At 69.4% G+C, this 22,360-nt stretch carries 19 protein-coding genes; 9 read left to right on the top strand and 10 right to left on the bottom strand.

What is annotated here, in order from left to right:
* Positions 1-85 precede the first annotated feature (85 nt).
* Positions 86-823 carry a S1 family peptidase gene (locus ACLJO0_RS14740; protein ID WP_125793791.1) on the bottom strand — a complete coding sequence of 246 codons (738 nt, stop codon included), beginning with the start codon at positions 821-823 and terminating at the stop codon, positions 86-88.
* 238 nt (positions 824-1,061) lie between these two features.
* Between ACLJO0_RS14740 and uvrC the strand changes: the two genes are divergently transcribed.
* The 4 genes from uvrC to whiA are packed head-to-tail and all read left to right on the top strand — an operon-like array spanning position 1,062 to position 5,896.
* Positions 1,062-3,020, top strand: a complete 1,959-nt coding sequence (gene uvrC / locus ACLJO0_RS14745) for an excinuclease ABC subunit UvrC (RefSeq protein WP_410579098.1) — start codon at positions 1,062-1,064, stop codon at positions 3,018-3,020.
* Positions 3,021-3,070: 50 nt separating this feature from the next.
* Positions 3,071-3,928, top strand: coding sequence for an RNase adapter RapZ (rapZ, locus tag ACLJO0_RS14750; RefSeq protein ID WP_034311885.1), 858 nt, complete (start codon positions 3,071-3,073; stop codon positions 3,926-3,928).
* Positions 3,915-4,916 (top strand): gluconeogenesis factor YvcK family protein, encoded by a 1,002-nt coding sequence (locus ACLJO0_RS14755; protein ID WP_410579099.1) that lies wholly within the window; start codon positions 3,915-3,917, stop codon positions 4,914-4,916. The genes rapZ and ACLJO0_RS14755 overlap by 14 nt, the downstream gene beginning before the upstream one ends.
* Positions 4,907-5,896, top strand: a complete 990-nt coding sequence (gene whiA / locus ACLJO0_RS14760; protein ID WP_061980674.1) for a DNA-binding protein WhiA — start codon at positions 4,907-4,909, stop codon at positions 5,894-5,896. Before ACLJO0_RS14755 ends, whiA begins: the two co-directional genes overlap by 10 nt.
* A 484-nt stretch (positions 5,897-6,380) precedes the next feature.
* On the opposite strand, the gene ACLJO0_RS14765 is transcribed toward whiA, so the two are convergent.
* From ACLJO0_RS14765 to ACLJO0_RS14785, 5 genes are all read right to left on the bottom strand, one after another.
* A complete protein-coding gene (locus tag ACLJO0_RS14765; protein WP_410579100.1) occupies positions 6,381-7,337 on the bottom strand; it encodes a prenyltransferase/squalene oxidase repeat-containing protein in 957 nt (318 codons plus the stop codon).
* The gene (locus ACLJO0_RS14770) at positions 7,334-8,041 is read right to left on the bottom strand and encodes a class I SAM-dependent methyltransferase (RefSeq protein WP_410579101.1); all 708 of its coding nucleotides are present in this window, start codon (positions 8,039-8,041) and stop codon (positions 7,334-7,336) included. The genes ACLJO0_RS14765 and ACLJO0_RS14770 overlap by 4 nt, the downstream gene beginning before the upstream one ends.
* Positions 8,035-9,087, bottom strand: a complete 1,053-nt coding sequence (locus ACLJO0_RS14775) for a glycosyltransferase family 4 protein (protein ID WP_410579102.1) — start codon at positions 9,085-9,087, stop codon at positions 8,035-8,037. The genes ACLJO0_RS14770 and ACLJO0_RS14775 overlap by 7 nt, the downstream gene beginning before the upstream one ends.
* Positions 9,084-9,248, bottom strand: a complete 165-nt coding sequence (locus ACLJO0_RS14780) for a hypothetical protein (protein WP_410579103.1) — start codon at positions 9,246-9,248, stop codon at positions 9,084-9,086. Before ACLJO0_RS14780 ends, ACLJO0_RS14775 begins: the two co-directional genes overlap by 4 nt.
* Before the next feature lie 194 nt (positions 9,249-9,442).
* On the bottom strand, positions 9,443-12,181 hold the full coding sequence (locus tag ACLJO0_RS14785) for an FHA domain-containing protein (RefSeq protein ID WP_410579104.1): 2,739 nt from the start codon (positions 12,179-12,181) through the stop codon (positions 9,443-9,445).
* A 50-nt stretch (positions 12,182-12,231) separates the two neighbouring features.
* On the opposite strand from ACLJO0_RS14785, the gene ACLJO0_RS14790 reads away from it, so the two are divergent.
* Together ACLJO0_RS14790 and ACLJO0_RS14795 are read left to right on the top strand one after the other, a co-directional pair.
* Positions 12,232-13,146 (top strand): hypothetical protein, encoded by a 915-nt coding sequence (locus ACLJO0_RS14790; RefSeq protein ID WP_410579105.1) that lies wholly within the window; start codon positions 12,232-12,234, stop codon positions 13,144-13,146.
* A gap of 104 nt (positions 13,147-13,250) precedes the next feature.
* Positions 13,251-14,255 (top strand): glucosyl-3-phosphoglycerate synthase, encoded by a 1,005-nt coding sequence (locus ACLJO0_RS14795; protein WP_410579106.1) that lies wholly within the window; start codon positions 13,251-13,253, stop codon positions 14,253-14,255.
* 80 nt (positions 14,256-14,335) lie between these two features.
* Here ACLJO0_RS14795 and ACLJO0_RS14800 read toward each other — a convergent pair whose 3' ends face one another.
* Positions 14,336-15,211 carry a sterol desaturase family protein gene (locus ACLJO0_RS14800; protein ID WP_410579107.1) on the bottom strand — a complete coding sequence of 292 codons (876 nt, stop codon included), beginning with the start codon at positions 15,209-15,211 and terminating at the stop codon, positions 14,336-14,338.
* An 84-nt stretch (positions 15,212-15,295) separates the two neighbouring features.
* Here ACLJO0_RS14800 and ACLJO0_RS14805 point away from each other — a divergent pair, with 84 nt between their 5' ends.
* Positions 15,296-15,907, top strand: a complete 612-nt coding sequence (locus tag ACLJO0_RS14805) for a TetR/AcrR family transcriptional regulator (RefSeq protein WP_396566372.1) — start codon at positions 15,296-15,298, stop codon at positions 15,905-15,907.
* Here ACLJO0_RS14805 and ACLJO0_RS14810 read toward each other — a convergent pair.
* From ACLJO0_RS14810 to ACLJO0_RS14820, 3 genes are all read right to left on the bottom strand, one after another.
* A complete protein-coding gene (locus ACLJO0_RS14810) occupies positions 15,882-16,199 on the bottom strand; it encodes an NUDIX domain-containing protein (protein ID WP_410579108.1) in 318 nt (105 codons plus the stop codon). The two genes, ACLJO0_RS14805 and ACLJO0_RS14810, sit on opposite strands and share 26 nt — an antisense overlap.
* A gap of 72 nt (positions 16,200-16,271) precedes the next feature.
* On the bottom strand, positions 16,272-18,785 hold the full coding sequence (locus tag ACLJO0_RS14815) for a PQQ-dependent sugar dehydrogenase (RefSeq protein ID WP_410579308.1): 2,514 nt from the start codon (positions 18,783-18,785) through the stop codon (positions 16,272-16,274).
* Positions 18,786-19,305: 520 nt separating this feature from the next.
* Entirely contained in the window at positions 19,306-19,743 is a 438-nt protein-coding gene (locus tag ACLJO0_RS14820) for a PPOX class F420-dependent oxidoreductase (protein ID WP_410579109.1), read from the bottom strand.
* Positions 19,744-20,118: 375 nt separating this feature from the next.
* On the opposite strand from ACLJO0_RS14820, the gene ACLJO0_RS14825 reads away from it, so the two are divergent.
* A complete protein-coding gene (locus ACLJO0_RS14825; protein WP_410579309.1) occupies positions 20,119-21,570 on the top strand; it encodes a hypothetical protein in 1,452 nt (483 codons plus the stop codon).
* Positions 21,571-21,617: 47 nt separating this feature from the next.
* Complete coding sequence (locus ACLJO0_RS14830; RefSeq protein ID WP_125794026.1) at positions 21,618-22,358, top strand: hypothetical protein; 741 nt, start codon at positions 21,618-21,620, stop codon at positions 22,356-22,358.
* Positions 22,359-22,360: the final 2 nt, after the last annotated feature.

Here is a 22,360-nt window from a genome sequence, read left to right on the forward strand (position 1 = left end):
GTCCCACACCCCACCGACACGACCACGCGAAAGGGCCCCTGTCGCGACGGGTCACGTCGCGACAGGGGCCCGGCCGGGGTGGAGGTCAGACCCCGGTGGTCGAGCGGATCCAGGAGCGGGCCGAAGCGACGCTGCCGTAGTTGTTGGTGCCGCGGATGTTCGAGCCGCTCTGGTTCTGCACGGTCGAAGCGACACCGACCTGGACGCCGTTGTAGACCTGGGGGCCGCCCGAGTCGCCCTTCCACGCCGAACCGTTGATGCCGACGCTCTGGATGGCCGGGCCGCCGTAGGCGTCGCGCGAGCTGCCGGTGACGCGGACGTCTGCCACCTTCAGCGCCGAGGCGGGCGGGCCGGTCGGGGTCTCACGGCCCCAGCCGTAAAGCTTGTTGGTGCTGCCGACCGGCGGGTTCGAGCCGGTCAGGGAGATCGGCGTGACACCGGCGTCCGAGGCCAGGTGCAGCAGCGAGATGTCGGCGCCGTTCGGCGAGGACACCTTGCGGTCGACCGCGATTTCACGCCCACCCTGCAGCGCGTTGCTGCCGACGCGGACCCGCATGCCGCTGCCGTCGGAGTCGAGGCAGTGCTTGGCGGTCAGGACCCAGCGCTGGGCGATCACACTGCCGGAGCAGTTGAAGCCGTCCCACTGGCGGCCCGGGGTGTTGACGTAGATCTGGGCGCCCCAGCTCACGGTGGGGGCGGTGCCGCCGCCCACGATGTTCGGCTGGACACCGGTGGGGGTGCCCGCGGAGGCGACCGCGCCGGCGGTCATGGTGAGGGCTGCGGCGGCGAGGGTGGCGGCGCCCAGCGTGCGAAGACGGCTCACGGTGCAGGAGTCCTTTCGAGCGTCATCTGACGAAGAACCGAATGAAGTGGAACTGGGACGGAAAGTAATCACCCGGTTCACTCGCTAGGAACCAACGAACGTCTGATCCGGCCGAAGACCCGACTTAGGTCGGTATACGCAATGAAATACGGACCGCATCGTGGTAGTCGCCACCCGAATGAGGGTTAGGGCATGGGGGCTCGCAAGACTGTCGGTGGTGCCCCATAGGCTGGACGACGTGGCTGACCCGACCACCTACCGTCCCTCGCCGGGGAGCATCCCGGACGCCCCTGGCGTGTACAAATTTCGCGATGCCACGAAGAGGGTCGTCTACGTCGGCAAGGCGAAAAGCCTCCGCAGCAGGCTGAACTCGTACTTCGCCGACATCACGGGCCTGCACCCGCGCACCCGCCAGATGGTGACCACGGCGGCGAGCGTCGAGTGGACCGTGGTGAGCACCGAGGTCGAGGCGCTCCAGCTGGAGTACAACTGGATCAAGGAGTTCGACCCTCGGTTCAACGTCCGCTACCGCGACGACAAGAGCTATCCGGTCCTCGCCGTCACGATGAACGAGGAGTTCCCGCGCCTGCACGTCTATCGCGGCGCGCGCAAGAAGGGCGTGCGGTATTTCGGTCCGTACGCGCATGCCTGGGCCATCCGCGAAACGCTCGACCTGCTGCTCCGGGTCTTCCCGGCGCGCACCTGCTCGGCGGGCGTCTTCAAACGGCACGGCCAGATCGGCAGGCCCTGTCTCCTCGGCTACATCGGCAAATGTTCCGCGCCCTGCGTCGGCAAGGTCTCCGCCGACGAGCACCGCGCGATCGTCGAGGACTTCTGCGACTTCCTCGCCGGCCGCACCGACGCGCTGATCCGTCGCCTGGAACAGGAAATGGCGGCCGCGTCGGAGGAGCTGGAGTTCGAGCGCGCGGCCCGGCTGCGCGACGACCTCGGCGCGTTGCGGCGCGCGATGGAGAAGCAGGCGGTGGTGCTCGGCGACGGTACCGACGCGGACGTCGTCGCCTTCGCCCACGACGAACTCGAAGCCGCCGTCCAGGTCTTCCACGTGCGCGGCGGCCGGGTCCGCGGCCAGCGCGGCTGGGTGATCGACAAGGCCGAAGAGATGGACGTCAAAGACCTCGTCGACCATTTCCTCACGCAGTTCTACGGCGAGGAAGCCGAACGCGCGGACGACCCCGACCTCGGCTCGCCGGTGCCGCGCGAGGTCCTCGTCCCCGAGCTCCCCGCCGACGCGGAAGCGCTCGGCGAATGGCTTTCCGGGCTACGCGGTTCGAGGGTGAGCCTGCGGGTGCCGCAGCGCGGGGACAAGCGCGCGCTCGCGGAGACGGTGACACGCAACGCCGGTGAGGCGTTCACACAGCACAAACTGCGCCGCGCGGGCGATCTCACCGCGCGCTCGGCCGCGCTGGCGGAACTGCAGGACTACCTGGCGCTGGAAACCGCGCCGCTGCGCATCGAATGCGTCGACATCAGCCATATCCAGGGCACTGACGTGGTCGCCTCGCTCGTGGTCTTCGAGGACGGGATCCCGCGCAAGTCGGAGTACCGGCGTTTCGCCCTGCGCGAGGCCGCGGAGGAAGGCGACGTCGCGTCGATCGCCGAGGTCGTCCGCCGCCGTTTTTACCGCTACCTCAAGGAAACCGCCGAGGGTGTCGCGGTCGATCCGGATCGGCCGGGCATCGACCCGGAGACCGGTAAACCGCGCAAGTTCGCGTACGCGCCGAACCTGCTCGTAGTCGACGGCGCGGGCCCGCAGGCCACCGCCGCCGCGGACGTCCTCTCCGAACTGGGCGTCACCGACGTCGCCGTGGTCGGCCTGGCGAAGCGGCTGGAGGAGGTGTGGCTGCCGGGCGATCCCGATCCGGTGATCCTGCCGCGCACCTCCGACGCGCTGTATCTGTTGCAGCGGTTGCGTGACGAGGCGCACCGCTTCGCCATCCGGTACCACCGGGAGAAGCGGTCCAAGCGGATGCAGGTGTCCGCATTGGACGGTGTGCCCGGGCTGGGGCAGGCTCGTCGTACCGCGCTGATCAAGCATTTCGGCTCGGTGAAGAAACTCCGCGAAGCGCGGATAGAGGAGATCGAGGCGGTGCCCGGCTTCGGCAGGCGCACCGCGGAAGCGGTCGTCGCGGCACTCGCAGGGGAGAAAGCCGCGGCGGCGGGGGAGTCCGGTACGTGATCGGTGAAGGGACCATCGTGAGTGCGCAAGAAGAAGGCCGCGGTTCGGGGATGGAGGTCGCGGTCGTTTCCGGGCTGTCCGGAGCGGGCCGCAGCACCGCCGCGAAATGCCTGGAGGATCTGGGCTGGTTCGTGGTGGACAACCTGCCGCCCGAACTGATCGCCACCATGGTCGAGCTCGGCGCGCAGGCGCGGGGCGCGATCACCAAGGTCGCCGTGGTGATGGACGTGCGTTCGCGCGCGTTCACCGACGACCTGGCGTCGGTCATCAAGGATCTCGACGCCCGCGGGTACAAGCCGCGTGTCCTGTTCCTGGAGGCCACGGACGCGGTGCTGGTGCGCCGGTTCGAGGCCGTCCGCCGAGGCCACCCGATGCAGGGCGACGGCAGGCTCGCCGACGGCATCACCGCCGAGCGCACGCTCCTGGAGCCGCTGCGCGAAGAGGCGGACCTGGTGCTCGACACGTCGTCGCTTTCGGTGCACGACCTGCGCGCCAAGATCGAGGACGCCTTCGGTTCCGAGGCGAGCACGCAGACCCGCGTCACCGTGCTGTCGTTCGGCTACAAGTACGGCCTGCCGATGGACGCCGACCTGGTGATGGACGTCCGGTTCCTGCCGAACCCGTTCTGGATCCCGGAACTGCGCGACCACACCGGTCTCGAGGGCGAGGTCCGCAACTACGTGCTCAGTCAGGAAGGCGCGGACGAGTTCCTCGACCGCTACCACCAGCTGCTGCGCCTGATCGGCGCGGGCTACAAGCGCGAGGGCAAGCGGTACCTGACCTTGGCCGTCGGCTGCACGGGCGGAAAGCACCGCAGTGTCGCCATTTCCGAGGAGCTCGCCCAGCGTCTGTCCAATGAGGACGGGATGGCCGTGAAGGTGGTGCACCGCGACCTTGGCCGCGAGTGATCCGCGCGCGGTCGCTCTGGGTGGCGGGCACGGCCTGCACGCCACCCTCACCGCGTTGCGCCGGGTGACCTCGCAGGTCACCGCCGTGGTCACCGTCGCGGACGACGGGGGCTCGTCCGGCAGGCTGCGCCGGGAACTCGGGCTGCTGCCGCCGGGAGACCTGCGGCAGGCCTTCGCCGCGTTCGCCGCCGAAGACGGCGGGACCCTGTGGGCGGAGGTGTTCCAGCACCGCTTCGGCGGCGACGGGGCTCTTGCCGGGCACGCGGTCGGGAACCTGTTGCTGGCCGGCTTGTTCGAAGTGCTCGGGGATCCGGTCGCCGCGCTCGACGAGGCGAGCAGGCTCATGGGCATCTCCGGCCGAGTCCTGCCGATGTCACCCGAACCGCTGGAAATTCAAGGTGAGGTTTCGGGTCTCGACGCCGAGAATCCCGAGGCGCTCCGGCGGATTCGCGGTCAGGTGGCGGTGGCGACGACGCCGGGCCAGGTGCACCGGATCAGCCTGCACCCGACAGGCCAGGCCGACCGGCCGCCGCGCGGGTGTCCCGAGGCCATCGAGGCCGTGCTCGCCGCGGACGTGGTGTTCCTCGGTCCCGGGTCGTGGTTCACCAGCGTGCTGCCCCATCTGCTGGTGCCGGATCTGCACGACGCGTTGCTCCGAACGGACGCCACGAAGGTCGTCATCCTCAACTTGATCCCCCAACCGGGGGAGACGGCGGGATTCTCTCCGGAGAAGCATTTGGACGTACTGTTCGAACACGCCCCGGAATTGCGGGTGGACGCGGTCATCGCGGATCGCGACTCGGTGCCCTCACCAGCCCGGTTGCGGAACGCCGCCGAGAGACTGGGTGCGAGGGCGTTGCTGGGGGCGGTGGCTGACCCGGTCGTGACGGGGCGGCATGATCCTGATGCGCTCGCGGGCTGTATGCGAGACGCTCTCGGTCTCACCGGGGGAGGAGCTGAAGGTATGGAGGGGCAGCGATGGCGATGACCGCCGCCGTGAAGGACGAGCTGAGCCGGCTGGAGATCACCAAGATCGGGCCGCGCCGCGCGGAGGTCGCGTCGATGCTGCGATTCGCGGGCGGGCTGCACATCGTGGCCGGCCGCGTCGTGGTGGAGGCCGAACTCGACACCGGTTCGGTGGCGAGGCGGCTGCGCAAGGAGATCCACGAACTGTACGGACACCAGTCCGACGTCCACGTCATTTCCTCCAGCGGATTGCGCAAGGGCACGCGGTACGTCGTCCGGGTGGTCAAGGACGGCGAGGGACTCGCCCGGCAGACCGGCCTGATCGACCAGCGTGGCCGTCCGGTGCGCGGGCTGCCCGCCGCGGTGGTGTCCGGCGGCGTCGCCGACGCGGAAGCCGCCTGGCGCGGCGCGTTCCTGGCGCACGGTTCGCTCACCGAACCCGGCCGTTCGTCGTCACTCGAGGTGACCTGCCCCGGTCCGGAGGCCGCGCTGGCGCTCGTCGGCGCCGCCCGGCGGATGGGCATCCAGGCCAAGTCGCGCGAGGTCCGCGGCGCGGACCGGGTCGTGGTGCGCGACGGTGACGCCATCGGTGCCCTGCTGACCCGCCTCGGCGCGCACACGAGCGTGCTCGCCTGGGAAGAGCGGCGCATGCGTCGCGAGGTGCGCGCCACCGCGAACCGGCTCGCGAACTTCGACGACGCCAACCTGCGGCGCTCGGCCCGCGCGGCCGTCGCGGCGGCGGCCAGGGTGGAACGCGCGCTCGACATCCTCGGCGAATCCGCCCCGGACCACCTGCTCGCCGCGGGCAAACTGCGCCTGTCGAACCGGCAGGCCTCGCTCGAAGAACTGGGTCAGCTGTCCGATCCGCAGATGACCAAGGACGCCGTCGCCGGCCGGATCCGCCGCCTGCTGGCGATGGCCGACAAGAAGGCGAAGGAACAAGGCATTCCGGACACCGAATCCGCCGTCACCCCGGACATGCTCGAAGAAGACGAAGCCTGAGTGCTCCGCATTCAGTCATCTGGTTGCGGTCGTTGCGCGTGCATCGATCGCAACCAGATGACTAAATGCGGTAAGGCAAATGTGTCGTGTCTCGGGTGAGACAGCGGGCTGGGTGACGCGACACCGCGCTCGCCTGCTCAGACCCGGATCTCGCGTGTTCATAGACGGATCTCGCGTGTTCATAGACGGATCTCGCGTGTTCAGACTCCGCACTCCCGAGTGCGGCATCCAGGCACGCGAGTCACGCCTTACCGAAGTACATGAAGGCCCCCTTCCTTGCGCTAGTCGCAAGGAAGGGGGCCTTCATGTACTTCACGACCGGTCGCCGAGGTCACCGCCGTCCCACTGTCACCAGGGATCACATCTGACGGTAGCGAAAGCCTCCTTCGCTACCGTCAGAGTAGGCAAGGAGGCCCTCACTACCAGGAGAACGGCGTACACAGGAGCGACACTGGCCCCGCGCCACGACACTTTCGACTTTCGGCTACTGAATGTGGTGCTCGCCGAAGACTTCGCACGTGGCTGGGTCGCCATCGAGCGCGGCGGTGGCGAGGAGGACGGCACCCGAAGTCCACGTCGTGCGCTCGTCCGGCCAGAACTCGTCGTCCGCGTACTGATATCCGGTCCAGTACGAGCCGTCGTCGAGCCGAAGCCGGGCCACGCAAGCGAGGAGTTCGGCCGCGCGGGCCCGCTCGCCGCGGGTGGCGAGGGTCAGTGCCAGTTCGGCGGTTTCCCCGCCGGTGATCCACGGTTCGTGGTGCACGCAGCGCACTCCCAGGCCGGGTTCGACGAACCGGTCCCAACCCGCGGTGAGCCGCGTCGTGGCGTCGTCGCCGGTCACGACGGACCCCAGGATCGGGTAGTACCAATCCATCGCATGCGGTTTCGCGGCGAACAGGCGTGGCTCGCCGACCAGGGCCGCGCGGAGCCGACGCGCCGCGTCCCGCCATTGTGGACGGTCCAGCCCCATCGTGGACGCGAGTGCCAGCGCCTGCGTCAGCGCGTGGTGGATGCTGCCGCAGCCCGCGACCAACCGGATTTCGGGGTCGTCGCGCCAGGAGATGGCGCCCGACGGCTGCTGTCGCCGCAGGACGGCGTCGACGGCCCTGTCCACGACCGGCCACATCCGGTCCAGCCAGGCCCGGTCCCCGGTCAGCAGGAAATGGTGCCGCGTCCCGACCGCGACATAGGCGGTGAAGTTCGTGTCCATAGTGGACAAGTCGATCCCGCCGTCGCGATACCTGGCCGCCCAGGATCCGTCAGGACGCTGGTTCCGGAGCAGCCAGTCGTACGCGGCTTCGGCTTCGGCCTTCAGTCCGGCGACGTCCAGTCCCATGGCGGCTTCGAGGTGATTCCACGGATCGAGGTGTCCGCCGGTCTCCCAGGGGATCCCGCCGTCCGGCCGTTGCACGGCCGCGATCCCGGCGGCGGTGGCCTTCACGGCTTGCGGGCGTAGACGACGAGGCTCTTGCCGAGCACCGGGTTCAGCGCCCGCTCGGCGAACCGCACCGGCGGGGGATTCCGCATGATGTCCCAGACCAGGAACCGGTGGTACAGCGCACAGAGCCGGTGCTCCTCGTCCGGGCCGACAGCGCATTTCAGCCACCAGTACGGCGAGTGAAGCGCGTGCGCGTGGTGGCTTCCGGTCGGCCGCAGTCCGGCTTCCGTGAGTCTGCCGAGCAGTTCGCGGCGCCGGTAGATCCGGATGTGCCCGCCTTCGACCTCGTGGTACGCGTCCGAGAGCAGCCAGCAGATCCGTTCCGGCCACCAGCGCGGCACGGTCGCCACCAGCCTGCCGCCAGGCGCCAGCACGCGGCTCGCCTCCGCGAGCACGGTCCGGTCGGCGTGGATGTGTTCCAGTGTCTCGGCCACGATCACCCGGGTGAAGGAGCCTGCCGGGAACGGGAGCCGGAGGGCGTCCGTGCGGACCGCCATCGCCGAGGCCGTGGCGGGAGCCTCGCCCGCTTTCGCGAGGTTGGCGAACATGTCCCGCACGTACTTCAGCGCGGTGTCGTCGAGGTCGGCGGCGACCACGTCCGCGCCACGTTTGTACGCTTCATACGCGTGCCGCCCGTCCCCGCAGCCGAGGTCGAGCACCCGGTCCCCGGGGCCGACGGGGAACCGGTCGAAGTCGACGGTCAGCACCCCGCACGCTCCCGGCCGAGGACCCGCCGGTAGTGCGCGGCGGTCTCCTCGGCGGTGCGCCGCCAGCTCAGCGCCCCCGCCGTTTCCCGGCCGCGGGCCGCGAGGTCGGCGCGCAGGTGTTCGTCGCCGAGGACTTTGGTGAGCGCCTCCGCGAGCGCCGGTACGTCACCCGGCGGCACCAGGATCCCCGCGCCACCCACGACCTCGGGAAGTGCGCCGCCCGTGGTCGCGACGACCGGCGTTCCGCAGGCCATCGCCTCGGCCGCCGGCAGCGAGAACCCTTCGAACAGTGAAGGCACACAAGCGATTTCGGCCGAACAAAGCAGCCGTGCGAGTTCGTCGTCGGGCAGCCCGGTGACGAATCGGACGCCCGCGCCGGGGCCGAGCCGGGCGAGCGCTCGCGCCGCCGGGCCGTCCGGTTTCGGTTTGCCGACGATCACCAATTCGCCTTCGATCCGTTCCCACGCCGCCAGGAGGTGTTCGAGTCCCTTCAGCGGCTCGTCCGCGCTGGCGGTGGCCACGACCCGGCCCGGGATCCGGCGGATTTCGGGCCGGGGCCGGAAGATCCTGGTGTCGGCGGCGAGCGGGACGACCTGGATCCGGTCCTCCGGGACACCCATTTCCCGGCCGATGGCCGCGCGGGAAGCCAGGGACACCGTCAGTGTGGGCAGCCGCCGTGCGACGCGGTGCTGCATGTCGACGAACCCGTACCACCGCTTGACCCGCGCCGCGTCGCGTCCGGTGACGGTGGCGAGCTTCAAAGCCCGGTCCACGGCGATGGGATGGTGGATCGTGGCGACGGTCGGCAGTCCACAGTGGAGCATCCCGTAGCCGAGCCCTTGGTTGTCGTGGACGATGTCGAATTCGTTCCTGCGTTTCGCGAGATGGCGGGCGGCACGCAGGGAGAAGGCCAGGGGTTCGGGGAAGCCGCCGCGGCGCATGCCGAGGAACTCCACCCACGACGGCAGATCACGCAACTCCCGCGGCCGCGGTGTCCGGAAGGGATTCGGCTCCGCGAACAGGTCGAGCCCCGGGATCTTCGTCAACCGCACGCCGTCGTCGACCTCCGATAGGGCGGCCCGGACAGCACCTCGACGCGATGCCCCAGCGCGGCGAGTTCGCGGCTCAGATGCCGGACGTACACGCCTTGACCGCCGCTGCGCGGATTCCCGCGGTAGGTCAGGAGCGCGATCCGCAGTGCGCTCACCGCTCACTCCCGCGCGCTCCAGTACGCGAGCTGCTCGCGGATCTTCCGGGTCTCCCCGTGCCGTTCGCCGCGGACCTCGACGGAATCGCCGAGCAGCAAGGTCCAGGTCGACAACGCCTCGGTGACCTGCCCGGCCTTGGCAAGGGTGAGCGCGAGACCGTACCGAAGGTCGAGGACGTCGGGATGCCGGTCATTCAGCCGTCCCGTCGCTTCGTCGAGGAGCCGTCGGTAGTCCGAAACGACGGGGGGGGGTGCTCGATTTCGGCGCTCCAGAACGCGATGTTGTGCCGGACGTGGCTGACGATCTCGTCGTCGCCCAGTACCTGTTTCGCCCGCGGCAGCAGTTCCCTGGCGAGCCGGAGGGCTTCCTCCCCGTTCCCGGTCTTGCCGGTCGCGACCGCGAGGAAGTGCCGCGCGTGCAGTGTCTCGCGATGGTCGGCTCCGAGCGCGTGGGTGGCGTCGCGGACGAGGGCTTCGAACTCGGCCCGGGACTCCTCGAAGCGGCCGAGTTCGGCGAGCAGATGGCCGATGTTGTTGCGGATGCTCAAAACGTCTTCGTCGCCGCCGGACAGTGCGGCGGTGGCGATCGGCAGGAGTTCTTCGAAGCGGGTGAGTGCCCCGGTCGCGTCACCCGCCTTGCCGGTCCACGTCGCGTGCCGTGCCTTGCAGCGCAACGTGATCCGGTCGGTCTCGCCGAGCTCGTCGGCCGCGCGGTTCGCCCAGATCGCCCAGCGTTCCCGGTTCTCGACCGGAATAGGGGACGCCCGGCGTTCCAACGAGGCGAGGGCGTCTTCGCGGAGCCCGGCGAGCCAGAGGTGCTCGGCCTCGTTGGCCTCGGCATAACCCTGTTCGAGCGTCGGCTCGTCGTCTCCGGTCACGAGTGCCACCTCCGAGGTCGCCGACGCCAGCCAGGCGTGCAAACGGGTCTCCACATCAGGGAAGAGCTCGGGCGGCGCACCGGTCCACAGGACGGTTTCGTCGGCGAGGCCCGCTCGCGTCCGGCTGACCGCATCACCGAGTCCGGCCAGGACATCGCGGACGCGCACCCGCCGGTCCGGCCCGCCCGCCGCCGCGCTCGCCGCGGTGAGGATCGAGATCGGGATGGGCCCGCGTCCGGCGGCCAGCCCCAGCAGCTCCAGCAGGACCGCGTCACCGTGCCGCGGCGAGGCCACCGCGCCGGTGCTGTGCTCCTCGTCCCGGTCCGCCTGCGTGACGCTGATGAAGGTGACCGTCGAATCGCCGAGCCGGAGCACGTCCCGATGCGCCAACTCGGCGTTCAGCACCCGTTTCCCGTTGACGAAGGTGCCGTTGGCGGAGTCCCGGTCGGTCAGCCACGCCGTCGTGCCGTCCCAGCGGATCTCGCAGTGGAGCCGGGAAACACGCGAATCGCCGAGCCGGAGCGCGGCGTTCCTGCTGCGGCCGAGCGTCGTGAGCCCGAAGGACAGCTCGTGCCGCGCGGGCGGGAGGCCGGGGACGTCGATGATCAGGGTGGCGGGAGTGATCCTCGGCGAAGTGGGCGAGCCGGTGTCGTGTCCTGGAACGGGGTCGCCCACGTAGGCTTCCTCCGGTTCGAGGATCAGTCCGGGCACGCTGTCCCGCTGACCGAGCCGGATCACGAACGCCGACCCCAGGACGTCCGGTTTCCGGGTCGCCACCACCGTTTTGACCCACCCCAGCGCCGGGTCCAGTGACAGGTCGAGAAGAACCCCGCGCAGCCGCCGCCGGAGCCCGGGATCGAGGTCGTCGAATCCGTCGATCGCGATCCGCACCGGACCGCCGGTCCAGTGTGGAGCGAGACGGCGCAGCGGGCCGAGCAGTGCCAGCTCGAACGCGCTCGCGCCGGCGCGGCCGACGTCGTCGAGCCCGGCGCGATGGGTGTCTTCGGCGTCGGCGAATCCGGGGACGGTGCGCCGCAACTGCCTTGCCAGTTCACGGGCGATCTGTTCCGCGGTCTCACCTCGTCCGGTGAACAGCACGGCGTGCAGGAAGTCCGGCGGCACGTACGAACCGGCCACCGACGGCCGGGCCAGCGCGGCGAGCATGGCCGACTTCCCCGTGCCGGCCTCACCCGCGAGCACGACCAGGCGGGTTCCGGTGAGCAGGTGCCCGACGGTCTCACCGAGCTTCGGATCCGGCCGGTAGTCCGCGGTCAGCCGCTCGATCCGCGGCGCGGCCGGGTTGCCTGCCAGGGGCGAACGCCGCCAGGCGGGCGAGGAGTTCAGCGCGAGCCACAGTCCCTGGTCGGCTTCGGCCACCTCACGGGTGCCGTCGAAACCCAGATGGATGGCGGTCTGCGCCGGGCATAGGCCGGTGATCACCCGTTTGAGGTCCGCGCACCGGACGCGCTCGCCGAACTCGGCGTGCCCCGACCGGAGTACCGAGACCAGTGACCGGCTGAAGCAGCCGTTCGCCGCGACACGGTCGTCCGAGGCGGTGAGCAGGTCGAACCGTCTACCCGCCTCGCCGACGATCCGCAGCCAGCGTTGGCCCGCCTGCCTCGCCCCGATGCCGGCGTGGCAGGTGTCGAGCAGGATCACCAAACCGTCCAGCATCGAGTAGCGGCCGAGGAGCTCTTTGATGCGCTGGGCGAACAGGAACGACTTCCGGCTGTCCACCGGCAGGCCGGTGTCCTTGGTGAGGAAGTAGAAGTCGTCGTCGGCGTACTCGCCGTGCCCGACGAGCGAAAGGAACAGCGTCGCCTCGTCTTCCGAAGCACGCTCGAAGGCTTCCACCAGTGCGTCGTCCAGCTCGACCATCGTCGGGTCGACGAGCAGGCCGCGGCCGTCCTCGAGCGCGGGGACACAGCCGCCGATCTCTGGGTCGAGCAGGGCCGTCGAAACCTGGCGGCCCGCGTCGGGGAGGAACGAGAGAAGGTTCAGCGAGTCGCACTGCGACGCGACGACCAACGACCTCCGCTCTCCCACGGAGATCACTTTGTCTCATCGGACGGTCACCGGCAAGGGCGGCCGCGATACTGTGCGCCATGGCTCGGATCGTTCTGGTGCACGGCATCGCCCAGGAACAGAAGTCCGCGGACACCCTCGAGGCGGAATGGCTGCCGAGTCTGGCGGGCGGTGTCCGGCTCGCCGGTGACGCCGGACTGGCCGACGCCCTGTGGCGCGACGCCCGGCCCGGTGACGCGCGGATGGCCTTCTACGGTGACCTTTTCCTCAAGGACGGCCAGCAAGGCGGCACCGACGAACTCACCGCAGACGAGTGGGAACTCGCCGAGGCGCTGGCGGGGGAGTGGCTCCGGAACGCGGCCGTGTCGGCGTCCCGCGAGACGGATCGCGAGCGGGCGAGTGCCGAACTGGCCCGGCTCGGCGGTACGGACGGGGAAACCCAGGGCGTGCGCGCGGCCGCCCGCCCGGTGCTGAACGCGCTGATGCGGCTGAAGCCGTTCGCGAGGCTCGGGGTGGCGTTCGCCGAACGCGTGGTGGTCAAGGCACTCAAACAGGTGACGCTGTACCTCACCGACGAGACGATCCGGAAACGCGTGCAGGACCGCGTCGCCGAACACATCGGCCCGGAGACCGAGGCGATCATCGGGCATTCGCTCGGTTCCGTCGTCGCCTACGAAGCCGCCCATCTGCACGGCCGCCCGCTGCCGTTGCTGCTCACCCTCGGCTCGCCGCTGGGCCTGCGCACGGTGGTCTACGAACGGACCCGCCCGCAGCCACCGTCCGTCCCGCCCGGCGTCGCGAGCTGGGTGAACCTGGCCGACCGCGACGATCTCGTCGCCGCCAGGCCGGACCTCAGCAGGCTGTTCCCCGGCGCCGACGGCGTCCTGGACAGCGGCTACACCGTCGACAACGGGGCGAAACCGCACGAGGCGGCGTTCTACCTCGCCAAACGCCGCACCGGTGAGGCCCTCTCCGCCGCACTGTCCGGCCGTTAACCTGCGGCGGGCAGGCGTAACGCGGCGGTTTCCGTGGTGACGACGGATGGAAACAGCTTCCCTCGAAGCTTCCCGGTGAGGTGATCTTCGAGGAAGGGGCAGCCATGCGGGTATCGGCGGAGGTCGGCACGTGGCTCGCCCGGCGCAGCAGCCGGGCGGGTGACTGGTGGGCGGGCGAACTCGTCGCAGCCAAACGCGGGACGCGGGTTTCGGTGGTGATCCCGGCCCGCGACGAAGCGGAGACGGTCGGCGCGATCGTCGGCACCATCCGGCGTGAACTCGTCGAACGCTTTCCCCTGGTGGACGAAATCCTGGTGGTGGACAGCCATTCCACCGACGCCACCGCCGAGGTCGCCCGCGCCGCCGGTGCGGACGTCGTCGCGCAGGACGCCGTGTTCCCGGCTCTGGAAAGCCTGCCGGGCAAGGGAGAAGCGCTCTGGAAGGGCGTCGCCGAAACCACCGGTGATCTCGTCGTCTTCGTCGACGGCGATCTGCGCGACTTCACCGCCGACTACGTGACCGGCCTGCTGGGACCACTGCTGACCGACCCGGGAATCGCCTACGTCAAAGGGTTCTACCACCGTCCGCTCGCTGGCGCGGCGGGTGTCGAACCCGACGGCGGCGGCCGGGTCACCGAACTCGTCGCCCGTCCACTGCTCAACATGTACTGGCCGGAACTGGCCGGTTTCGTCCAGCCGCTCGCCGGTGAGTACGCGGGGCGGCGCGAAGTGCTCGAAGGCATCCCGTTCGTCACGCATTACGGCGTCGAGGTCGGCCACCTGATCGACCTGCTCGAACTGCACGGGCTCGACGCGCTCGCGCAGGTCGACCTCGGCCACCGGACCCACCGCCACCAGGGCACCCAGGCGCTCGGCAGGATGGCCGCGCAGATCATGCTGACCCTGATGGACCGGCTGGAGCGGGGCGGCCGCGTGATCTCCGCGGCGCCACCGTCGACGTCGCTCGCCCAATTCCGGCGTGGCGCGGGGGAGGGCGTCGAGCGGGAACTCGTGCTCACCGACGTGGCCCTCACCCAGCGGCCGCCGCTGGAGAGCCTCCCGCCGGAGATCCGGCCGGAGAATTCACCCGCGTTGCGCAGGAGCGCTTAGGCCGTGTTCTGCAAGGACGCCCGGTGACCGTCCCGGAGGCGATAGCAAAGGTCCCTTGCTCCCCCGCCGCAAGTCAGCACTCACACGACGCGGCCTGGGCTCAGCGCCTCCTTGGGCTGCCAGCCCGGCGGGCCGAACACGTACCCGAGTTTGTCCCGCCAAGACCCGGCGGCGCGGACGTCTCGCAGGATCGAGCCGTATTCGTGGAAGCCGACCTTGAGCAGGTTGTGGGACTCGACGTTCTTGGTCAGCCCGTAGGTCGGCCGCTTGCCCTCGGGTACGAAACTGCCGAACAGCCGGTCCCAGATGATCAGGATGCCGCCGTAGTTCGCGTCGAGGTACTCCTGGTCGCTGCCGTGATGCACACGGTGGTGTGAAGGCGTGTTGAACACGTACTCGAACCAGCGCGGCAGCTTCCGGATCTTCTCGGTGTGCACGAAGAACTGGTAGACGAGGTCGATCGACAGTCCGGTGAGGATCATCCACGGCGGGATTCCGGCGAGGGCGAGGATCGACCAGAACGGCAGCTGGAAGTACGGGGTCCACTTCTGCCGCAACGCCGTCGAGAAGTTGTAGTGCTCGCTCGAGTGGTGCACCTGGTGGCCGGCCCACATGATCCGGACGCGGTGACTGGCCCGGTGGTAGGCGTAGAAGACGATCTCCTGCCCCAGCAGCATCAGCACCCAGGTCCACCAGTCGTGCGGGTTGAACTTCACCGGCGCCAGTTCGTAGAGCGCGGCGAACACGAACAACATGGCGATGCGGAAGACACCGTTGATCACCACCGCCACCGCGCCCATGGACATGCTGGTGCGGGTGTCCTTGACGCTGTAGCCGATGACGTTGTCGTCGTGGCCCAGCACATGCAGCGCGAGGATCTCGATCGCGACGAACAGCAGGAACACGGGCGTCGCCAGCAGCACCGGGTCACTCAAATGGGCAAGAAACTCCGCCATCGCACCTCTCCCTGTCCCACCCTCGTGATCTGACCTTGAGGTAACTTACCTTTGGGTCATTTACCTCAGGGTAAGATAACCGCCGTGACAGAAGCAAGGGCCGTCGGCACGAAGGGGGTGCCCCGTGAGGAACGGGAGACCCAGATCGTGCGCGCCGGGACGGAGGAGTTCGGCAAGAACGGGTACGCCGGGGCGTCGATGGTGGAGATCGCCCGCCGGGTCGGCGTCACGAAACCCTTGCTGTACCAGTACTTCGGCTCGAAAGACGGGCTGTACCTCGCCTGCCTGCACCGGGCGGGGGACAGGCTGACCGAAGGGGTCGCCGAGACGATGGCGGAGAAGGGCGAGCCGCCGGAACGCATGCCGCTCGCGGTGCTCTCGGCCATTTTCGAGACGTTCGACAACGACCGGTACGCGTGGAAGCTGCTCCGCGACCCGACGGTGCCGTCGACCGGCGAGATCGCCGGCGTCGCGGTCGACTATCGCCATCGGCTCGACGGATTCGCGCTGATCGGCGCCGCGCAGCTGATGCACTCGCGCGGGCTGGACGATGATCGCGACATCGAGGCGATCGCCCAGGTGTGGACCGGAGTGGTCGATTCGCTGATCAGCTGGTGGATCGACCAGCCGGATCAGGACGCCGCGGCGATGACCGAGCGCTGTTCGCGGATCATGCGGAACCTGTTCGGCTGGTGAGTGCCGCCGAGGCCGCGACGGCGGCCTCGCAGTCGGCGAAGGCGAGCGGCGGGCGATCGTCCAGCGGGAACCAGGCGTACTCGGAATTCTCTTCCGACAGCACGATTTCCACGTCCGGCGGGAGTTCGCAGCCGATTTCCTCAAGCTCTTCGCGGACGAGGTTATCCTCGGCGGTCTCCGCGCCGGAGAGGAACCCTCCGACGGTGTCCCAGCTGCCCTTCCGCGGCTCGTGTTCCCGGCGCGGCAACAGGATCCGGTCGCCGCAGCGAGGGCAGAACTTCCAGTCCTTCACCGTGGGGAGCTTAGGCGTTTCCGTGGAAACGGCCGGGGTGCCCGGCGCCGCTCCGGACACCCCGACCGCGACTCAGGACGCGGCGCTGGATTTGCCGCGCAGTTTGACGTTGGCCGTCGAGGCGTTCTTGATCGCCGTCTCGATCTGGGCCATCGTCGAGGATGAGGACAAGCCCGGCACCGTCGCCGATTTCAGGGCGTAGAGCGTGAACGTGTAGGGATGGCTGGAGCCGCCGGGGCAGGGGCCGAAGTACTTCTGCGAGTTCGCCCCGCTGCCCATGGCCTTCTGCTTGGCACCGTTCTGGTTCGGGACCGTGTAGCCCGCTCCGAGGCCTTCGGGCAGCGACACTGTGGACCCCGAGGACGCCGGGATGTCCCAGATCGCCCAGTGCAGTTTGTTGCCGTTGTTGGCCACGTCGGCGAAGACGACCGCGTATCCCTTGGCGCCGGTGGTCCCGGCACTCCACGCCAGCGGCGGAGAGGTGTCCTGGCCCGCGGTGCCGTCACCGGCACAGGTGAACTTGTCCGGGATCGACGCGTTGTCGGCGAACGCGGAACTGGTCAGCTTGAACGCTCCCGGCTGCCCGCCACCGGGGAACTTCAACCGTGCCACCACGTTGTCGATCCCGCTCGGCGTGCCACCGTTCTTGTCCGCGTTGGTCGAGGTGACCCACAGGCCGCCGTCCGGTGTCTTGGTGACCGAGCGGAGCCTGCCCCAGCGGCCGGAGAACAGCGACTGCACCGAACCGACACCGTTGCCCGCCGCGTTGATCTGGGTGGCGAAGAGCTGCTCGCTGGTGACCGCCGCGACGTAGATCCAGTCGTTGACGATCTCGATCCCGCTCGGCCCGCCGGAGCTGGTCGACCAAGTCTTCTTCGGCGCGACAGTGCCACCGCAGGAGCCCTCGGTGCCTTCGCACTGGGGCCAGCCGAAGTTGCCGCCCTTCTGGATCAGGTTGAGCTCGTCGAGCTTGCCGTCGCCGAACTCCGAGGCCCACAGCTGGCCACGGGAATCCCACGCCAGGCCTTGCGGGTTACGGTGCCCGAAGCTCCACACGTAGCGGGCGCTGCCGCCGGTGGAGAAGAACGGGTTGTCGCTCGGCGCCGAGCCGTCGGGGTTGACCCGCAGGATCTTGCCGTTGAGCGATCCCTTGTTCTGCGCGGTGTCCTTGTTCTGCCCGTCGCCGGCGGTGGCGTAGAGCTTTCCGTCCGGGCCGAAGCGCAGCCTTCCGCCGTTGTGGTAGCGGTTCTTGGCGATCCCGGTGAGTACCGGCGTCGACGTCGAGGACAGCTTTCCGTTGTCGTAGGTCATCTTCACGATCCGGTTGTCCCCGGATGCCGTGTGGTACAGGTAGATCGCGTGATCGGTGGCGTAGTTCGGCGAGATCGCGATGCCGAGCAGGCCGCCTTCGCCGTTGGTGCCGACCGCGCCGGGGACCTTGCCGACCGTGGTCTTCTCACCCGACGGCGTGATCCGCAGGATCTCGAACCGGTCCCGTTCGGTCGCCAGCGCCGTGCCGTCCGGCAGGAAGTCGACCGACCAGGCGAGGTCCACCTTGGTGATTTCCTTGTCGTACTCGGGGATTCCGCCGCCCGCGTTCCCGCTCGTCTTCGCGGTCAGTGCGGCGCTCGCGGCCGAGGCGTTGCCGTCGAGGTCACGCGCCTTCACCGTGAAGGTGTACGACGTGTTCGCCGTCAGTCCGGTGATCGTGGCTTCGAGCGACGGTGTCGTCGCGACCTTCGTGGTGCCCTGGTAGACGTCGTAGCCGGCGATGGCGCCGCTGTTGTCCGTGGAAGCGTTCCACGCCAGGGAGACACTGTTCGCGGTCACCGACGTCGAACGCAGGTTCCCCGGCACCGTCGGCGGCGTGGTGTCCCCGCTGGGCGGCGTGATGAACTGGACGACATTGCTTTGCTGCGAAGGATTTCCGGCCGCGTCGAAGGCGCCGACCGAGATGTCGTAGGCCGTGTTCGGCTGCAGGTTGTCGACGGTCGCGGTGAGCGTGTTCCCGTCGACGGTCTTGAGGACGTTGCCGCCGCGCATGACGTCGTAGCGGACCACGCCGACGTTGTCCGTCGAGGCTTCCCAGGTGAAGGTGGCGCTGCGGGCCTTGATGTCCTTGGCGGCCAGGTTCTTCGGTGGGGTCGGCGCCTCCGCGTCGGCCACCCCGCTCACGGTGAGCTTGTCCGCGTTGGGACCGCCGTTCGCGGTCGTCGCGGTGGTGCGGATCTTGTTCGCCCCGGCGGCCAAGGCGACGTCCTTGGTGACGGTCTTCCAGGTGGTCCACGCGCCGGTCCCGGGGAAGGACAGCGTGCCGGCGGCGATTCCGTTGACACTCAAGGAAACCGGCCGGTCGATCGTGGTTCCGTTGGCGTAGCGGAAAGTCAGCGTCTGGGTGCCGGCCTGCGCGGCGTTCACCGTGTACTCGACGTAGCTGCCGGCGACGTTGTCGAAGTTCACGAACCCGGTGCCGGAATAGCCGGCGTGGTTCTTTTCGACGGCGCCTTGGGAGATCGTCGCGGCTTCGGATTCATGGTCGGTCGGTGCCGCGCCGGCGGGCAGAGCAGGCAGGACGGCGAGGGTCATCGCCGTCGCGGCGGCACACGTGAGCAACGCGCGCCACGGGGGTCGGGGTGCCACTGGAGCCTCCATGCGTGAAGTTCGGGGTCGGGAGGTGCAACGGCGGACCGGGCGAGCCCGGCGGGGGAGGGAGTTTTAGTTAGGAAACTTTCCTATCTATGGTTCAGATCACACACCAGAGGGTGCTTCGTGTCAATACTTGACCAACATCAACACGGAGGGTCATACGAAACGGGCTGCCCGGGTGTCGCGACCAGTGGGACGCGGCTTCAGCGGGCAGGTTGTGAAGGTGGCTTCCGCAACCTCGCGTGGGAGCGGTGACGTGGTCGCTCGCTCCCCGCGTACCGACTCCGAGCGTCGCGAAAGCCACTTTCGCGACGCCCAGCGTCCCGAAAGTGGCTTTCGCGACCCCCAAGCCCAGCACCCCGTGCCGACTCAGGAACACGCCCGGTGCGCGTGAAGGCCCCCTTCACTCGGCTCAGCCGAGGGAAGGGGGCCTTCACGCGCTATAGCGTCGGAGAGCGGGTCAGCCGGCGATGTCGGCCCGCGCGATCACCTTCGTGATCCGTGCGCGCACCAACGACTCCTCGGGCACGGCGTTCCGCTTGCCGTAGGCCTCGGCCTGCTCGGCGCCCATGTACCGGCCACCGAGCTTGGTCGCCCATTCGAGCATCTCGTCGAGGTCGTTGTGCAACACGGCTTCGGCGGTGAACTGCACATACGAATAAGGCGGCTTCTGGTCGTCGACGGCCAGCGAGAGCCGCGGGTCGCGCCGCAGCGCCTTCCCTTTGAGGGTCTCCGTGCCGGTGGTGAAGATCAGCTCGTCACCGTCCGGCCCCTCGTTCAGCAGGAACCACACCGGCGTCACGATCGCCGCCCCGTTGGCGCGGACCAGGCCGAGCATGCCCGTCCGGGTGCCCTCGCTCGCGAACTTCCACCATTCGTCCCGGCTCATCTCACGCATGGACCAGACGCTACCGGGACCCGCGATGGCGAGCAGTCCTGGTCACTCGTGGGGGTGCTGCCCGACCCCCGGTGACCGGCAGGCGAGCCGGATGATCTTCACGCCCTCGTCGTCGTGGACGCGGTGCCAGGTACCAGACGCGTACACCGCCCCGCCGCCTTTCCCGGCGAGGTCGATGGCGAACCGCAGCGCGGAACGGCGCTGGCCGGGACTACGACGGCGGTGACCGGACGATCCTGCAGCATCGAGGGGACACCGGGCCCTCGATCCTGATCCACTCCCACATCCACACCTGAGCTCACCCCGGTCACCCGTGCGGGTCGCCGGGGGTGGCGACTAGCCTGGCCTGCTGTGCGAGACGACGAGCTGACCGGGATGGGGCTGGCCGACGAGGGGCTGACCCGCCGCCTCAAGGCGCTGGCCTGCACAGCGCCCTTGCACGACCTCGACGCGCGCAAGGCGAAGCTGGACTGGGCGGACGCCACGATTTACCAGATGGCCGAGATCGCGCTGCACACGATCGACCAGGTCACCGTGTCGATGGACTTCGACACCGGCGCCGATCACGAACAGGTGATCGCGCGGTTGCTGCCGTTCGTCGCGCTCCAGGCGCCCGGCCGGACGCCGGACGAGCACGCCAAGGTCGCCCGGTGGGTCCTCGACAACCTGATCAACGTCGGCACCACCGATCGCGGGTTCCGCCGCGTCTACGGTTCCATCGGCCCCGGCGGGGGTTACCAGCGCCGCCAGTTCGACTTCAAGCTGCTCGTCGAGCTGGCCGCACCCGACGGCGAGGTCTACCTGCGTGCCACCGACGAGGCGATCAACGTCCTCGTCGGCGCGCTGGACACCGACGTCGAGTCCGCCCAGATCGCGGCCGAGGTCAAACTGGAGAACCTGATCAACCGCGGCCGCCTCGCCGACGCGAAGCTCGCCGCCGAACAGGCCCGCTACCGGACCGTCCAGTACGGCGAGACACTGCGCGCCAAGCTGGACGCCACCCGGCGCGACGTCCGCGCGGTCGACTGGGAGCGCGAGGTCCCGGACCTGCTGGATCAGGCGCTGTCCCATATCGAGTCCCGGTTCCGGGCCGAGAACGCGATCCTCAAGAACATCACCGCGTCGCGGGACGAGACCGAGGACCTCGACCGCAAACGCCGCGCGGCCGAACTCGTCGACATCGTCAGCGACTGCATCCGCCGCCACACCCGGCTCCAGTCGAGGCTGGCCGACGCCGGTGCGGTGTTCCGCGCCGAACAGGACCGCCAGCAGTTCTCCGGGCCGCCGCAGCGTGCGACGATCGACCTGTTCGGCCAGCTCCTGATGCCGACGCTGGGCCTGCCGATCGCCGAGGCCGTCGCGCCCGCCGAGTCGTTCTTCCACGCCGGCGCCGGCATCTCCCCGCCGACCGTGCCGTCGCTGTCTTCGCTGGTGTCGCTGCTGCTGCGGCCGGCACCGGAACGCGACCAGCTCGTCGGCGAGATCCCCGAGCCCGAGCTCATGCCCGCCGAGGTCACCGACAAGTTCGGCGACGAGCAGTGGCGCCTCGCCGACGACCTGCTCGACCTGCCGGAGGTGCCGCGACGGCTGTCCGGGCTGCTCGAAGAGGCCCGCCGGATCGATCCCGGGCTGCCGGCCCTGGTCGCCCTGCGGGCGGTGCACGCCTACAGTCCCGAGGTCGGCGCGGCGCTGCGACTGGGGCAGCGCCAAGTGCTGCTGGCCGTCGACGACGGCACGCTGCTCGAAGATCCCGAGTTCGGCGGAGCGGATCTGCTGCTTTCGTCGGCCGCAGTGGATCGCCAAGAAGAAGAGGAGGAGGTCGCGTGACGACAACCGGGGACGTCGAATCCGCGGCCAGGCTGGTTTCCTTCGGCATGCGCCCGAAGCAGTTGCCGTCGCGGGACGTCGTGTACGGCGATCTCGTCCGGCGCTACGGCGAGGACAGGGCGTTCAAACAGCTCACGCACGCGGTCGCGGCCGGGCTCGGGCTGATGGTGCTGGAGGTCAACCTCCAGGCCGGCGCCGTGCTGGCGGCGACCGACGAGTCCGTCTTCGAGATCAAAATGGACAGCTACGCGCGGCAGAGCAAGATCCGCGAACGCCGGGAGACCGAGAAGGTCCTGCACGGGCTCGTCCACCTGGCCACCGCCGCGCTCGGCTACCCGCGCCCGGACGACCTCGCCAACGACACCTACATCGGCCGCGTCAGCGTCGAGCAGGTGGACGCGATGGTGCGTGAGGCCTGCCGGATCCTCGACGAGCGCGCGGCGGCGGCCGAGGCGAACAACGACCCGCTTGCCGACGCGCCCGAGCTCGAACAGGCTTGGCGCGCCTACGCCCGGCGTCCCGCGGCGGCGGCGACCAAGGACGGCAGGCTGGCTTCGGACACCACGCGCGGCATGGTCGCGCGGGCCCTGCGCTTTCTCGCCGATCAAGGCTTTCTCGTCCAGGTCAGCGGGGAACAGGGCGGGACCTACCGGACGACGCCGCGCTATCAGGTGCAGGTGCGGGAACTCGCCGCCGACGCGGCCTTCGACGATCTGCTCGAGCTGAACGTGGTCTCGGTCGCCAACGGCGGCGGGACTTTGCGCGCGGCCGCGTCGGACACGCTCTAGAG

Source organism: Amycolatopsis sp. lyj-108 (assembly GCF_046549005.1).
Lineage (GTDB): Bacteria > Actinomycetota > Actinomycetes > Mycobacteriales > Pseudonocardiaceae > Amycolatopsis.